Genomic DNA, 14122 nt, shown 5'->3' with positions numbered 1-14122 from the left:
ATGGGATGCACGTTTTTATAACAGACTTGAACGGCCCCGCATAGGGCCAAACTGCATCTCCACTCTCAAAATGGCTTGACAATAACCATGATGACAATGCCGACCATCAACAGCGCCGGCACCTCATTCATGATCCGCCAGTGGCGGGCACTGCGCTCGTTACGATCTTCCGCAAACGCGCGTAAAGCCGATGACAAATAGCCGTGCACCCCTGAGAGAATAAAAACGAGCGCAAATTTGACGTGAAACCAAGGCGCCATATACCAGCCACCCTGCCACGCCAACCATAACCCCAGAATCCACGTAATAATCATCGCGGGATTAATGATCAGCGTTAGTAATCGGCGCTCCATAACCTTGAAGGTCTCGGATTGCTGTGTCCCGACCTCTGTTTCTGCATGATAAACAAAGAGACGCGGCAAATAGAGCATCCCCGCCATCCAGGAAATCACAGCCATCACGTGGACGGCCTTGACCCAATCGTAAGCTGCGTCACCAAGAAGAAGCATTGCTGCAGCCGTGGCCAGAACGGTTACGCCTAACGCAATCCCTGCTCGGATACCGGGATCCCCGTTCCCTTTTGACGCTGAATTGTCCGTCATCACGCAGCCTGTCGCACCAGTTCGACAAGACGCGCCACATGCTCCGGCGGCGTTTGCGGCACGATTCCATGCCCAAGGTTGAAGATGAACCGTTTACCCCGCATAACCGAGAGTGTCTCCGCAACGCGTGCCTCAAGCGCCGATCCGCCGGCTACCAGCAGCAACGGATCCAGATTGCCCTGTACGACCGCATTAGTTTCCGCTGCAAGTCGGGCCATATGCGCCAACGGCATCGACGTGTTGCAGCTAAGGCCGTTCACCTGGGTTTTCTCCACGAAGTTAGCGCTGGCCACATCAGCACCGCGCGGAAATCCGATGATCGGAACATCCGGGTGCAACTGACGAAGTTTGGCGACGATAGCCTGAGTCGGCACAACGACCCAACGCTGGAACTCGTCATCGGGAAGACTCCCCGCCCAACTGTCGAAAATCTGTAGAACATCTGCCCCGGATTTCACCTGGCCGGACAGATAAGTAACTGATGAATCAATGAGAATATTGATCAATTCACCGAATAACGCTGGCTGTTGATAGGCCAGTGACCGGGTCGCGGCTTGGTCAACCGAGCCTCGCCCTCCGACCATGTAGGTCGCCACCGTCCACGGCGCACCGCAAAAACCAATCAATGCCGTTTCGGAGGGCAAATCCTGACGCAACCTCTGAACGGTTTCCCAAACGATCGCGAACTTCCCAGCCGTTTTCGCAGGATCAAGCTTAGTCAGTCCAGCCGCATCTGTGATCGGATCAAGCCGCGGACCTTCGCCTTCAACAAACGAAACCTGCTGCCCGAGTGCATCGGGAACGACGAGAATGTCCGAAAACAAAATCGCTGCATCGAAACCATATCGGCGAATGGGCTGCAATGTCACTTCGCAAGCGAGCTTTGGCGAGTAACAAAGATCCAGAAAGCCTCCTGCTTGAGAACGCGTCGCCCGATATTCTGGCAAGTACCGTCCTGCCTGACGCATCAACCAGATGGGAGGGGGGGACACCGCCTCGCCAACGAACGGTTTCAAAAACCGTCGTAAACTGGCGCGAGCTGCCAGGGTTTGAACAGACATGCTTCTCCCTTCAGATTCTAAATCAATTTTTGAAGGTTTCTATTTTGACTCTTAGGAATGCGGATATCGGGGATATCCCAGGTTTCCCACAAGAAGCGCAAGATAGCTCGACCATGTACGATGTTGACCGCAACATCTGGTCACGTCACGTGCCAATGGGCACTAGAGGAAGAAACCTCATTGATTGTCAATTATTTAAGAATACTCATCCTTGACCGCCCACTAGGCAAAGCCTGTGAATAGGGTTGGGATATCCATGAAAGGCATGGGAGACGGTGGGTATTTCGGCGCGTTGTCGAAAAGTCGCTGAGCTCCACATCGATTGTGGGTATCGTCGTGGACAATACGCCGGTTATTCTGGAGTCCACGATAGGCCCGCCAGGACCGCTATTTCTGTTCAACGCTTTTCCACATATGGCAAACGTGACTCCGAGCTACTACCACCTGCATCTCGTATCAGATGCAACTGGTGAAACACTGACGACCATCGCTAAAGCTGCTGCGGTCCAGTACGCCCAGGTCCGGCCGATCGAGCACGTGCATCCGCTCGTTCGTACCCAGCGCCAGCTTCAGCGTACGTTGCAAGAGATCGAGCAGGCCCCGGGCATCGTGCTCTACACCGTGGTCAATCAGGACCTCGGGGTCATCCTTGAGGAACACTGCAAGAAGCTGAAACTACCCTGCTTGGCGGTATTGCAGCCCATCATGCAGGTCTTCGAATCCTACCTTGGCGCGCCGACAACTCCAACCGTTGCCGGTCAGCATGTGCTTGATGCCGATTATTTTCGGCGGATCGACGCCCTTAACTTCACGATGGCGCATGATGACGGCCAATTGCCCGCGGATATCAATCAGGCCGACGTCATTGTCCTTGGCATCTCACGGACCTCAAAAACACCGACGAGCATTTATCTGGCCCAACGTGGCTACAAGACTGCAAACGTGCCGATTGTGCCCTCGATTCCTCTGCCCGCGGTATTAAGTGAACCGCATACCGCTCTCGTCGTTTGCCTTGTCGCGCAAGCTGATAGGATCTCAGAGGTGAGACGGAACCGGGCAATGCTGCTAGCTGATCGTGACCTGGGCGACTATGTCGATCGCGATATGATCTTGGCTGAGATTGCGCATTCACGCCGAATTTGTGCCAAGCATGGCTGGCCCGTGATTGATGTCACCCGCCGCTCTATTGAAGAAACGGCCGCGACCATCATCAAGCTATTGCACGACCGCCGTACCGGCTGGGCAAAGAAGGAGACCGGCGATGCTTGAAACATCGCAACTCATACTCGCGTCCGGAAGTCGCGCGCGTTACTCGTTGCTCAAATCAGCAGGCGTAGCTTTCACGGTTATCCCGGCGGATATCGATGAAACGGCTGTCAGGGAAACCCTGACGAGCGACAATCCGGAAATCGACCCCGTCGACATCGCGGATGTCCTCGCGCGTGTCAAAGGCGAGGCTGTCTCCGCTGCCAACCCCGACAGCTTGGTTATCGCTGCAGACCAAGTCCTGGCCTTAGGACCGGAAATCTTCAGCAAGCCAGCCGATTTGGAGGACGCGCGCGAGTGTTTAAAGAAATTGCGTGGTCGAACACACCAGCTTCACTCGGCCGTCGTCCTTGCTGAGAATGGCGAAGTAACCTGGGCGCACGTCGAAACAGCGGATATGACGATGCGCAACTTCTCGACCACGTTTCTCTCGGAGTACCTCGTGAAGGCGGGAGAAGCTGTGTGCCACTCCGTCGGCGGTTATCAGCTCGAAGGCCAGGGCATCCAGTTATTCGAAAAGATTGATGGCGATTACTTCACCATCCTCGGGTTGCCACTTCTTCCGCTTCTTGCGGAGCTCCGTCAGCGTGACGTCCTGACGAGCTGAAACGGAACAACAAGACAGTTGGGGAGGGCAGCGATGATCGCGGCTGCAGACGTATGAAGCGAGCCTGTGTCATCGGTTGGCCAATAGAACACTCTCGGTCTCCGCTAATCCACGGTTACTGGCTAAATAAGTATGGCGTCTCGGGAGAGTACACGAAGGTCGCTGTTCACCTCGATGAGGCTGCAGCATTTCTGTCGGGACTGGCAGACAACGGTTTTGCCGGCTGCAACGTCACTGTTCCACTGAAAGAGATTGCCTACAAGGCAGCCGACCGGCGCCTGCCATCCGCTGATGCGGTCGGGGCCGCCAATACGGTCTGGCTGGAGAATGGGCAGGTGTGTGTTGAGAACACCGACACCTACGGCTTCATGACTCATCTCGCGCAGTCGGCGCCCGATTGGCAGAAGGGCTCTGGACCGGCAGTAATCCTCGGCGCCGGTGGTGCCGCGCGCGCCATCGTCCACGGCTTGCAGGAGGCGGGCGTTGACCACATCGTCGTCTTTAACCGCACAGCGGAACGGGCGAAGGCGCTAGCACGCGATTTCGGATCATCCGTCGAAGCCCGGGAATGGGATGCACGCGTTGATGCTCCTGCATGGGCGCGCTTGATCGTCAACACGACCACAATCGGTATGAAGGGTGAGGGAGATCTGGGCCTCGATTTCAAGTCGGCCGCAAAGAGCTGCGTCGTCGCCGATATCGTCTACGTACCGTTGGAAACCGGACTTTTGAAAACTGCGCGCGAACACGGGCTGACGGCCGTTGATGGGTTGGGAATGCTCTTGCATCAAGCCGTGCCAGGGTTTGAGCGCTGGTTTGGCGTTCGCCCTGAAGTCACCGATGATTTGCGCGCCCGGATCATCGCGGATTTGGTAGGGCCCTGATGCTGATCATCGGACTGACAGGCTCTATCGGAATGGGAAAGTCCACAGCCGCCGAACGTTTTCGACACAACGGCGTCGCCGTGTTCGACGCGGATGCCGCTGTGCACGAACTCTATCGGGGTCCTGCTGCACCATCGATAGAAAGAGCTTTCCCTGGAACAACGGAAAACGGCGTTGTGGATCGTCAGAAACTCGCTGCCGCTTTGCTTGAGGCCCCAGAAAAGTTCCGCCAGCTCGAAGATATTGTCCACCCGATGGTTCGCGAGGTGGAACGACAATTTCTGCGCGATCAGGTGCAGGCTGGTGCCGAACTTGCCGTCCTCGAGATTCCGCTCCTGATCGAAACCGGTGCTGACAACATGGTCGATGTTGTCGTTGTTGTAAGCGCGGAGCCCGACACACAACGAAAGCGCGTATTGGATCGGTCCGGTATGTCCATCGAAAAGCTGGAACAGATTTTAAGCCGTCAGGTGCCTGACGCGGAAAAACGAAAACGCGCCGATTTCGTTGTGGATACGAACGGTCCAATAGAGAGCGCTCAGTCGGCCGTCGATGCTATTGTCCAGAAGTTGCGTGAGGATAAGGGGCGAACCTACGCGCACCAGGCTTATCACCGCCATTGGTCGTGAAGGTTAGTCTGGTCTGTAAGGTCGGACTGCGGGGGACTTCAACCAATGCAACGCGAAATCGTTCTCGATACCGAAACGACGGGTCTCGACCACGCGCGTGGTGATCGCATAATCGAAATTGGCTGTATCGAACTTCTCAATCGCATACCTACAGGGCGCGAATTCCATTGCTTCATAAACCCTGAGCGGGACGTTCCAGCAGAAGCAGAGGCTGTGCACGGTCTATCGACGGCGTTCCTGGCCGATAAGCCCCTATTTGCTGCTGTTGCCGATGAGTTCATCGACTTCATTGGCAACGATGTGCTTGTCATCCACAACGCCACCTTCGACATCGGCTTCCTGAATATGGAGCTCGAGCGATTGGCGAAGCCGCGGATCAGCCACGACCGTGTAGTTGACACGTTGGCCCTGTCGCGTCGCAAACACCCAGGTGGCGTTCACAATCTTGACGCGCTCTGTAAGCGTTATGGCATCGACAACTCCAAGCGCACGAAACACGGCGCGCTTATGGACTCGCTCCTGCTGGCAGAGGTCTATGTCGAGTTACTTGGTGAACGGCAGGCTAATCTGCAACTTGGCCGCAGCAATGCCAATGGCGCGTCGGCTTCAGCCGCGAGCGGCGGAGCCGTTGTAGCCGCCAAGCGTCCAGCCCCTTTACCATCGCGGCTGACTGCCGACGACGTGGCGGCGCATCGCTCGTTCATAGAAAGCCTGGGAGAAACGGCGCTATGGCGCCGCTATCTCAATGGCCAGACCGAGACTTGAGGGGGCTGTCAGCCCCAGATCAAGCATGACCCTTCACAGCGCCGCCTTCTTCTTTGGCACCCGCTTCCTGCTTGCGCCGCATAAAGAGGCTTGCGAAATCGATCGGGTCGAGCAACAGCGGCGGAAAGCCACCTTCCCGCGTCAGATCAGCTACGGTTCGACGAAGGAACGGGAAGATCAGCGTCGGGCAATTGATAAGCAAGAATGGCTCGAGGGCCTCGTTCGGAATGTTCTTTAGGCGAAACAGCCCCGCGTAAACAATTTCCAACTGGTAGATGGTACCCATCTTGTTGGTGGCGAGTGCTTTGAAGTCGATGGCGCTCTCGTAGAGCTCGTCGCTGACACGCTTGGCGTTGACGTTCACCTCAAGCTGCATATTCGGGCTCTCACCGGGCCCATCAATGAGCTTTTCAATATTTGGGTTCTCGAAGGAGAGATCCTTGATGTATTGGGCAGCGACTTGAATTTGGACGCCCGCAGTCCCCTTTTGTTCCGCAGGTGCAGCATCCTGGGACTTACCGTTTGTGGAATCCGTCATAATTGTCTCGATTCATTCACGATGAGATTGAAGTGCACCGTCGAGCGGCTGGCAGAGGTGGCTAACACAGGCTGCCCATATGCCGCAATCGCACAACACACCGCCTAATGCACGATCTTGTGTTAAGGCACAAACGCGGCGCTCTCACGTTTTAGATTTTGGGTCGGAATCGTTATCGTCGAGGCGCTTGAATTCGCCTTCTATGACAACGCCATCCCCCGAACGTGCGCGAGAGCTATCAGGCTCATCCGCTGTGTCCGGAGGCGGACGCTCGCCAAAAACCATGACGTGCAGATTGCCCGATTTCACCATCTTTCCAATTATCGCCCGCGCGATAAGCCGCCGCAAAAACGGTACAAGCAACACGAGGCCGATCGCATCTGCGACAAGACCAGGACTGATCAGCAAGAAACTCGCGATGAGCAAAAAAGCCCCGTCGATAACCGGCTCGATGGGTGTGCGTCCTGCCGCAAGTGCGTCGTTGGCGCGCATGAGCACGCCGAGACTCTGTTGACGCAAAACAGCGAAGCCTAGAATAGCCGTACCGATCACGATCATAACGGTCGGCAAGACACCGATAAGCTGCCCAACCTTGATTAACACCGCGATCTCGATTAGCGGAATCGCAATGAAAATGAGCAAAAGAATGAAGCGTGAAGGTGAAAACATGTACCGCGGCCAACAGTTTTGGTCGATGTTGTTTGTGAGCCTTTACCGCAAACCAGATAATTCTGACGTCAATGCAGTTGGCTTCGCCATCTTTGTGCCCTAAGTTGACAGGGATACCAACCCAGATTGAACGGCGCGTTAAGCGGGTCGCCGGCTAGGTTGCGGCGAACGACTAGCCAGAGCGTTGGCGCAGCCCCACATATCCCTAGGTCACTTGATCCCAACCGCCGCCTGGAAAGCTAAAGACACATGTTTGGCGAGATTGATCCTATCACGCTTATTTCGCTGATTATCGCGGTCGTTGCGATTCTTAAGTTGCGCAGTGTTCTCGGACGTCGCACAGGCGATGAAGAAAACCGCATCGAGAGAATCCGCGCTGAGCATCGCGAAGCTGCCGCCGCTTCCGATAAAGTCGTAACACTACCGCGGCGTGAAGACGCTGAGACCTATCAGCCTGCTGAAGGCGATGGCCGAAACGCGGTCGCCGAGGTTGAGGCGAAGATCCGCAGCTCTTATCCCGATAGCGATCAGTCCCTGCAGCAAGGGCTGCTAGAGATTCTGAAGCAGGACTCCGATTTCGACCCACAGCAGTTCTTGCAGGGCGCTAAATCAGCTTATGAAATGATCGTAGTAGCGTTTGCTGAAGGCAATCGCCGCATGCTGAAGGATCTTCTCGATCCGGACGTATACGATGGTTTTGTCGCAGCTATTGCGGATCGCGAAAGCCGTGGTGAACAGGTCGACCAAAGCTTCGTTGGCATTGAGAAGGCCGATATCGTTGAGGCAGAAGTGCGTAATGGCGCGGCAAACATTACGGTACGGTTTGTGAGCCAGCTTATTTCTGCGACTCGTGATCGCGCCGGGGCGATCATCAGCGGTGATGATCGGCGCGTTAAGGACGTCACCGATATCTGGACGTTCAGTCGGGACATTTCTTCAGCACGTGCACGTGCGAACCCGAACTGGAAATTGGTCGCAACTCAGGCTTCAAATTAAAGCTTGTGACGCGGCATAATTTTCACGTGAATCAAGAGACGACCGCGATACGGATCGTAGAATGCGCTCTTCAGAACCCTTTCAAAAAAGGGTAATGGCAGATGGGTGCTCCGCGTATTTCGTTCGAACCTGAGACTTTTGCAGAACTTGAAGGCTGGGCAGGCGACGACCATGCTGCGGCCTTCGTTGCATTCTGTAAATCAGCCCCCCGCGTAATCGAACGCGCCACCGCCACTTCAACGAACAGCCGTCCGCAGCCTTCAGAAGCTTTGCTCAAAGCTTGCCGCCGGGCCTGTGAGCTAAGTCGGGTAAATCAGGGGAGCGTATCAGGGGATGTTGCGCGTCAATTCTTCGAAGAAAACTTCACACCCTACCGTCTGAGTTACGAAGGTGCGCCAGGAATCCTGACGGGCTACTATGAGCCTGAGCTCTCCGGCGCCCGTCGACGATCCGATAAATTTTTCGTTCCGGTCTACGCCCGTCCTGATGACCTTGTAAATCTCATTGATGAGGCGGAGCGCGGAGCCCGCGCCGGTGAACGAACTCACGCACGTCGGACTGCTGAAGGTCTCAAGCCCTACTTTACGCGCGCGGAAATCGATCAAGGCGCGTTGGAGGCGCAGGGTCTCGAGTTGCTGTATGTCGAAGATCCCATCGACCTGTTTTTCATGCAGGTGCAGGGATCCGGACTGATCCGATTCGAGGATGGCAGCACTGTCCGCCTTACCTATGCCGGTAAAAACGGTTTCGACTACACATCGATTGGCCGCTTTCTCATCGACAACGGCCTCTTCCCAAGTGAGGACATGACACTTCAGGCGTTGATTGATTGGTTGAAGGCCGATCGGATCCGCGCCCGGGATGTTATGTGGAAGAACGAATCTTATGTGTTCTTCAAGGAGCTGGGGCCAGTCTCGGAATCCGCCGCTCTCGGCGTTGACGATATTGCGCTTAGTCCGGGCCGCAGCATTGCAGTCGACACGGCGTTTCATGAGATCGGTACGCCGATTTTTGTCCGAGCACCTCGGCTAACACATGCGGACGACTCTTCAACCGGCTTTAGCCGTCTCATGATCGCTCAGGACGTCGGCTCGGCCATCAAAGGTCCTGAACGCGGCGACCTGTTCTTCGGAACAGGATTGCAAGCGGGCCAACGGGCGGGTCAGACCAAGCACGAGGGCCGATTTATCGTACTGCTGCCCAACGGGCCGAGAGCCGCAAGGAGCACGTCTGAAACGAACGCGACACCTTGAATGACAAAGCGCCGGTTACGATCCGACAAGAACAAGCTTCTTTCTGAAGAGGATATAGCGCTTTGGCGTCACACGACCGAGCGTCTTGATCCCTTACGCAGCGGGAAGAAGTCGAGGGTGATCTTCGGGACGAGCGTCGAACTTCGCTCAAGCACGGCATCTGCTCAAGCGGAGAACAGCCCGGCAGATGTCAAGTTAGATCGCGCACAGATTAAAAAAGCCCCTCACCCCAACAAATCACATCGTCCCTCGCCAACGCCCCCATCTAAAACCCCACACCTCGCTCAATTTGATCAGCGTGCCGCGCGTCGTATTCGCTCAGGGCGAACAGAGATCGAAGCACGCATTGATTTGCACGGTATGAGGCAGCACGAAGCCCACTCGGCTTTGCGCGCGTTCTTGCTCGGGTCGCATGCACGCGGTTTGCGCTGGGTACTCGTCATTACAGGTAAGGGGGGCAGTTCTGAACGTGATGATCGGGACATTACCCACTGGAATACGCCAGAACGCGGCGTGCTCAAAAGAAACGTGCCTCGATGGCTGTCTGAGCCCGACATGCGATCCCTGGTTGTCAGTTATACGAGCGCGTCGCTTTCTCACGGAGGCGAAGGCGCACTGTACGTCCAGTTGCGCGCGAAAAGGCGATGAGTGGGTGTTTGGATTCAATCGCCTCTTACAAACTTGATGTGTGAGGAACGCTGCCCACATAGGACCAACGCATCAAAAGGAGAAGTTGCCCTATGAAGTGCCCGATCGATGACACCGAACTCAAAATGACAGAGCGCCAAGGCATCGAGGTGGACTACTGCCCAAAATGCCGAGGCGTGTGGCTGGACCGTGGAGAGCTCGACAAAATTATCGAACGTTCGGGCGAAGGGGAACAGCTTGTGAAGCAGGTCACGGAGCCACGGCATAGGGACGGCGATAGGTATCGCGAGGAACGCCGGGACGATCGGCATTATGACTCCCGTGACCGGCACTACGGCAAGAAGAAGAAGTCGTCCATATTAAGTGAGATTTTCGATTTCTAAGATTGAAAAAGCCACGGAGCGGACTCGTCCGAACTCCGTGGCTTTGAAATTTGAGGTCGCCTCAACGTGCTGGCGCAAGCAAGGCTGCTAAGTTAGCCCCTTATGGGCATTCGGAAGCAAGACCCTGAAGCGCATTTGAAATGCCCATAAGGGAATAGTTGTCGGCAGTCGCTGTTCCCTTCTCGGACGTCGCCTCAACTTTCATGATGGTGCCGCGCTTCATCGCGTCGATCAGTTTCAATTCTTGCGTCGGATCAGCGACAAACGCTTTGTCATCCTTTGCAAATAGATCGAACTTGGCACCACCGATATCGACCGTGACAGTGCTACCCTTCTTGATCGGATAACCGAGTCGGATACTGACTTCTGACTTCACACCGTCCTTGGGCCAGGCGGATATGTAAAAGAACACAGCGTCCCGCTTGGAATCGACCGGTGAGCTTTCCTTGGGTTGTGACGCGGCGAAACAAATTTTCTTCTGGGCCTCTTCGTGAGAGAATAGGCTCCAATCTCTAAAAGTCTTCACCAGATTGGCGGCGGACGCGGCACTAGTGGCGGCAACTAAAATCGCCACGGCAATGGCGGGCGAAACAGTCCATCTGCTGTCTGGTAAAAACATGAGTCTGATCAGCGTCCTCTGCATTTAATTCCCCACCCAACCCATATAGAAAAAATAGGCGGGTCTTGTCACCCTCGTACCGGATTGGAGCAGCGCCCTTGCAAATTTGCAACGCTCGCGCTGTCTGGCCCTCCCTCACTCAGCGGCCGATCTGCGAACCGCGCCAAACACCTAACGCGATCATACATCACAATCGCACCGGCCATTGCGACATTGACACAGAACCGCGTCGGGATCTTGACGACGTAGTCGCATCTTTCCAGGAGTTGGGGAGAGAGTGAACCCATTTCCGGGCCAAGAACGTAGGCAGCCTGCATTGGATGTCGAAAGCTGGGCAGGTCGATGGCGTCATCGAGCAATTCGACTCCGACAAGTTTGCAGCCCGAGGGCAATGCCATTTCATCGAGACTGCGCCAATTGTAGTGTGGCAGGTGCGCTTGGCCCTTCGAGGTGTCTGCGCGCGCCTCGAGAGCCTGATAGGTGGCGCCCACCGTAAAGGTGAAGCTCGCTCCAAATCCGTGCGCGGAACGCATCAAGTTGCCGAGATTGAGAGCTTTCGACATACGCTCAGCACCGATCGCGAAATAGCCGCGTGGCGTCGGCGGCCAGTTTGATGTCATGGTTTTCTCTTGCGATAAGAACGGGGTGGGCATCCAATCGCGCGTCGCCGATCTGACGGCGGAATGCATTGGCTGTCCGGGTTTCAACTAAGAGGTTTCACATGAGGGCACTGTTGTGCAAGTCCCTTGACGGTCCGGCAGCCCTGGAATTGGCTGACCTACCTGATCCAATCGCGGCCAAGGGGCAAGTTATCGTTGCGGTACGCGCAGCGGCCCTCAACTTTTTCGACACGCTCATCACGAGGGGAAGATATCAGCACAAACCTGATCTGCCGTTCTCACCGTCAGGGGAGATTGCGGGTGTGGTGGAGGCTGTAGGCGAGGGCGTCAGCGGATTGGTACCGGGAGATCGAGTGGCCGCATATCTCGGATGGGGCGGCGCGCGAGAGAAAATTTCCGTTGCAGCCGAACACCTTGTCCACATTCCAGACGGTGTGAATTTCCAGACGGCCTCTGGTGTCGCAATCACATATGGCACTGCGCTGCACGGGCTGCGAGACCGCGCCAAGGTGCGTTCCGGCGAAACGGTCGCTGTACTGGGAGCATCCGGTGGCGCCGGCCTAGCGGCCGTCGAAATTGCCAAACTTCTCGGAGCTCGGGTCATCGCGGTCGCATCGTCGCCCGAAAAACTCGAGATTTGCCGTCAACACGGCGCCGACGAGACGCTGTGCTACGCCGACACGGATTTGAAAACTGGCCTGCGCGAACTCACGAATGGCATCGGTGTCGATGTCGTTTACGACTGCGTTGGCGGCCCGTATGCAGAACCAGCGATCCGCGCCATGGCTTGGGAGGGCCGCTTTCTCGTCGTAGGTTTTGCCGCGGGCGAGATCCCTCGACTCCCACTCAATCTTTTGCTTCTGAAGGGATGCGCGGCGTTAGGTGTTTTTTGGGGTGAAGCAGTTAAGCGTGATGTTACACGCCATCGCGAAAATCTCAGCCAACTCCTGAGATGGGTGGCTGATGGAAATCTAGAACCTCGAATTGGCGCCGTTTTTCCCCTGGAACGTGGAGTTGAGGCCTTGCAGCTCATCGATCAGCGTAAAGCGGCAGGAAAGATTATACTTGAAATATAGTTCATCAAATAAGGTTTACCCTTAAGCAAGGTGAAGAGCCGTTGCGGCACTCGCCGCAAAAAATTGTTAGCTGCGATACGCAACCCATTGGCAACTCGATCGTTGCTTAACTCAAGGAAAGATCGCATGCGGGCTGCCGACGTGTTTCCGGTTGCGATCAGATTCAGGCCGTGATTCTATTTTCGCTCCAGCGTTGACGATGTTTAACCTCTTCCAGTTTTTGCAAAGCAATTTTCTCAAGGTGTCTTTTGTCACCCTGCTCGTCGGGACCTTATGGGTTACGTTTGCTGTTACCTATGCATTGTTCCGCGATACAACCAATCCCACCACAATGGCGGCCAAAGCATCGATCGTGACGGTTCAAGCCACAGCAACTAAGCCTTCTGAAAACTCGGCCGATGGTTACCAGTTCTGGTTTAGACAGCGCACATCGAAACCGTTCACGGTGCCCGTTGAACAGGCGTTTGCACAGCCACCATCTCGCCAACCCGCCTCAAAATAAAAGCCTCCGCCAGCGGATAGTTAGCGTTCCTCTCGGCCACCCCATCCTTCAGTTCACAAATTATTTGGGATCGCGCACGATGATACGCGGACGATCTCGTCCCTAGCCTAGGAGACGGGCATCCTTGGAGTGTTCGGGGTTGGGTATGCGTTGGACTTTGCGCGGCGCGGGTTGGGTTGCCGTTTGTACAGTAACCTTGGTTGGGCCGGACGCGCACGCCCAATCACTACTGCAAAACCTCTTTGGATTTGCCTCTGGTCCGCAAAAGCCAACCGTTTACCGTTCATCTCCTCGCAACAGCCACGCGACGTGGCAATCCGAATATGACATCCGGGAATCTCAGATTAGCCCAGCGCGGTACCGCACGATGTGCGTGCGCATGTGCGACGGGTACTACTTCCCCATAAGCTCGTCCACCATGCGGGGCGCCTTCCACCGTGACGCGGCGAAATGTAAATCGAGCTGCGGAGACGACTCCCGCCTCTTTTATATGCCGGCGAGTGACCCCGACCCAGAGCGCATGGTTGACCTAACCGGCCGCTCCTATGCCGCTCTGCCAACCGCATATGTCTATCGTAAACGCCTTATTGATGGGTGTTCCTGCCGGCCTATGCCGTGGTCGTCGAGCGAGCGGTTACGTCATCTGCGCTATCGCTACGAGGCTGAGATGGCCAAGATACAAGAAACACGGCCACTAACTTTAGCGAAGGTTCAATTGGAGCCGTCGGAACCTAGCATCACGGAGAGCGAGAAGTCTGAAGAGACGATCACCGCGGACGCTGGCTCTGAAATGGAAGCTGAAGCGTCACCGCTTCAAAACACCCGCACCGCCGCAAACCCAATCGTCTCACGTGGCCAACCAAAACACTCACCGCGCCGACCCTCAAACAGAGATTACAAGCGCAACCCGTCAAAGCCTGCGTCCGGCCAGTTCAACGGCTGGGGAAGTGGAACATCGGCTTATACGTGGCCCGGCGACGCACCTCGGAGTTATCGCTGAGCGC

General features: G+C 55.7%; 18 protein-coding genes. 12 read left to right on the top strand and 6 right to left on the bottom strand.

Features of this window, described 5'->3' with window-relative positions; genetic code table 11:
• Window positions 1-65 precede the first annotated feature (65 nt).
• A complete protein-coding gene (gene hemJ, locus BLS30_RS05465) occupies window positions 66-602 on the bottom strand; it encodes a protoporphyrinogen oxidase HemJ (protein ID WP_090227082.1) in 537 nt (178 codons plus the stop codon).
• The gene (hemE, locus tag BLS30_RS05460) at window positions 602-1663 is read right to left on the bottom strand and encodes a uroporphyrinogen decarboxylase (RefSeq protein WP_046477135.1); all 1062 of its coding nucleotides are present in this window, start codon (window positions 1661-1663) and stop codon (window positions 602-604) included. Before hemE ends, hemJ begins: the two co-directional genes overlap by 1 nt.
• 414 nt (window positions 1664-2077) lie before the next feature.
• On the opposite strand from hemE, the gene BLS30_RS05455 reads away from it, so the two are divergent.
• Genes BLS30_RS05455 through dnaQ form a run of 5 tightly spaced genes read left to right on the top strand, consistent with a single transcriptional unit; the run spans window position 2078 to window position 5814 of the window.
• Window positions 2078-2932, top strand: a complete 855-nt coding sequence (locus tag BLS30_RS05455; RefSeq protein WP_046479983.1) for a pyruvate, water dikinase regulatory protein — start codon at window positions 2078-2080, stop codon at window positions 2930-2932.
• On the top strand, window positions 2925-3536 hold the full coding sequence (locus tag BLS30_RS05450) for a Maf family nucleotide pyrophosphatase (protein ID WP_046477138.1): 612 nt from the start codon (window positions 2925-2927) through the stop codon (window positions 3534-3536). Before BLS30_RS05455 ends, BLS30_RS05450 begins: the two co-directional genes overlap by 8 nt.
• 53 nt (window positions 3537-3589) lie before the next feature.
• Window positions 3590-4420, top strand: a complete 831-nt coding sequence (locus BLS30_RS05445; protein WP_090227079.1) for a shikimate dehydrogenase — start codon at window positions 3590-3592, stop codon at window positions 4418-4420.
• Complete coding sequence (coaE, locus tag BLS30_RS05440) at window positions 4420-5049, top strand: dephospho-CoA kinase (protein ID WP_090227077.1); 630 nt, start codon at window positions 4420-4422, stop codon at window positions 5047-5049. Before BLS30_RS05445 ends, coaE begins: the two co-directional genes overlap by 1 nt.
• A 45-nt stretch (window positions 5050-5094) precedes the next feature.
• Window positions 5095-5814, top strand: a complete 720-nt coding sequence (gene dnaQ, locus BLS30_RS05435; protein ID WP_090227074.1) for a DNA polymerase III subunit epsilon — start codon at window positions 5095-5097, stop codon at window positions 5812-5814.
• Window positions 5815-5833: 19 nt separating this feature from the next.
• Here dnaQ and secB read toward each other — a convergent pair whose 3' ends face one another.
• Together secB and BLS30_RS05425 are read right to left on the bottom strand one after the other, a co-directional pair.
• A complete protein-coding gene (secB, locus tag BLS30_RS05430; protein ID WP_052743710.1) occupies window positions 5834-6352 on the bottom strand; it encodes a protein-export chaperone SecB in 519 nt (172 codons plus the stop codon).
• Between the two features lie 144 nt (window positions 6353-6496).
• Window positions 6497-7021, bottom strand: a complete 525-nt coding sequence (locus tag BLS30_RS05425) for an FxsA family protein (protein ID WP_046477148.1) — start codon at window positions 7019-7021, stop codon at window positions 6497-6499.
• A gap of 249 nt (window positions 7022-7270) precedes the next feature.
• Between BLS30_RS05425 and BLS30_RS05420 the strand changes: the two genes are divergently transcribed.
• The 4 genes from BLS30_RS05420 (at window position 7271) to BLS30_RS05405 (ending at window position 10301) form a co-directional block, all read left to right on the top strand.
• Window positions 7271-8017, top strand: a complete 747-nt coding sequence (locus BLS30_RS05420; protein ID WP_046477150.1) for a Tim44/TimA family putative adaptor protein — start codon at window positions 7271-7273, stop codon at window positions 8015-8017.
• Window positions 8018-8118: 101 nt separating this feature from the next.
• A complete protein-coding gene (gene mltA / locus BLS30_RS05415; protein ID WP_090227072.1) occupies window positions 8119-9270 on the top strand; it encodes a murein transglycosylase A in 1152 nt (383 codons plus the stop codon).
• A complete protein-coding gene (locus tag BLS30_RS05410; protein ID WP_090227070.1) occupies window positions 9271-9918 on the top strand; it encodes a Smr/MutS family protein in 648 nt (215 codons plus the stop codon).
• Between the two features lie 92 nt (window positions 9919-10010).
• On the top strand, window positions 10011-10301 hold the full coding sequence (locus BLS30_RS05405) for a TFIIB-type zinc ribbon-containing protein (protein ID WP_090227067.1): 291 nt from the start codon (window positions 10011-10013) through the stop codon (window positions 10299-10301).
• Between the two features lie 100 nt (window positions 10302-10401).
• Here BLS30_RS05405 and BLS30_RS05400 read toward each other — a convergent pair whose 3' ends face one another.
• Both BLS30_RS05400 and BLS30_RS05395 read right to left on the bottom strand, forming a co-directional pair.
• Window positions 10402-10920, bottom strand: a complete 519-nt coding sequence (locus BLS30_RS05400; RefSeq protein ID WP_090227065.1) for an invasion associated locus B family protein — start codon at window positions 10918-10920, stop codon at window positions 10402-10404.
• A 68-nt stretch (window positions 10921-10988) separates the two neighbouring features.
• Window positions 10989-11540: an RNA methyltransferase gene (locus tag BLS30_RS05395; protein ID WP_244465010.1), complete on the bottom strand. Its 552-nt coding sequence runs from the start codon at window positions 11538-11540 to the stop codon at window positions 10989-10991.
• Between the two features lie 101 nt (window positions 11541-11641).
• Between BLS30_RS05395 and BLS30_RS05390 the strand changes: the two genes are divergently transcribed.
• From BLS30_RS05390 to BLS30_RS05380, 3 genes are all read left to right on the top strand, one after another.
• Entirely contained in the window at window positions 11642-12616 is a 975-nt protein-coding gene (locus BLS30_RS05390) for an NADPH:quinone oxidoreductase family protein (RefSeq protein WP_090227061.1), read from the top strand.
• 199 nt (window positions 12617-12815) lie between these two features.
• Window positions 12816-13118: a hypothetical protein gene (locus tag BLS30_RS05385; RefSeq protein WP_139165291.1), complete on the top strand. Its 303-nt coding sequence runs from the start codon at window positions 12816-12818 to the stop codon at window positions 13116-13118.
• Window positions 13119-13263: 145 nt separating this feature from the next.
• A complete protein-coding gene (locus tag BLS30_RS05380) occupies window positions 13264-14118 on the top strand; it encodes a DUF2865 domain-containing protein (protein WP_090227058.1) in 855 nt (284 codons plus the stop codon).
• Window positions 14119-14122 lie beyond the last annotated feature (4 nt).

It is taken from the genome of Filomicrobium insigne, assembly GCF_900104305.1.
GTDB classification, from domain to species: domain Bacteria; phylum Pseudomonadota; class Alphaproteobacteria; order Rhizobiales; family Hyphomicrobiaceae; genus Filomicrobium; species Filomicrobium insigne.
The sequence above is the reverse complement of the archived record's forward strand: the minus strand, read 5'-3'. Positions and strand labels throughout refer to the sequence as shown.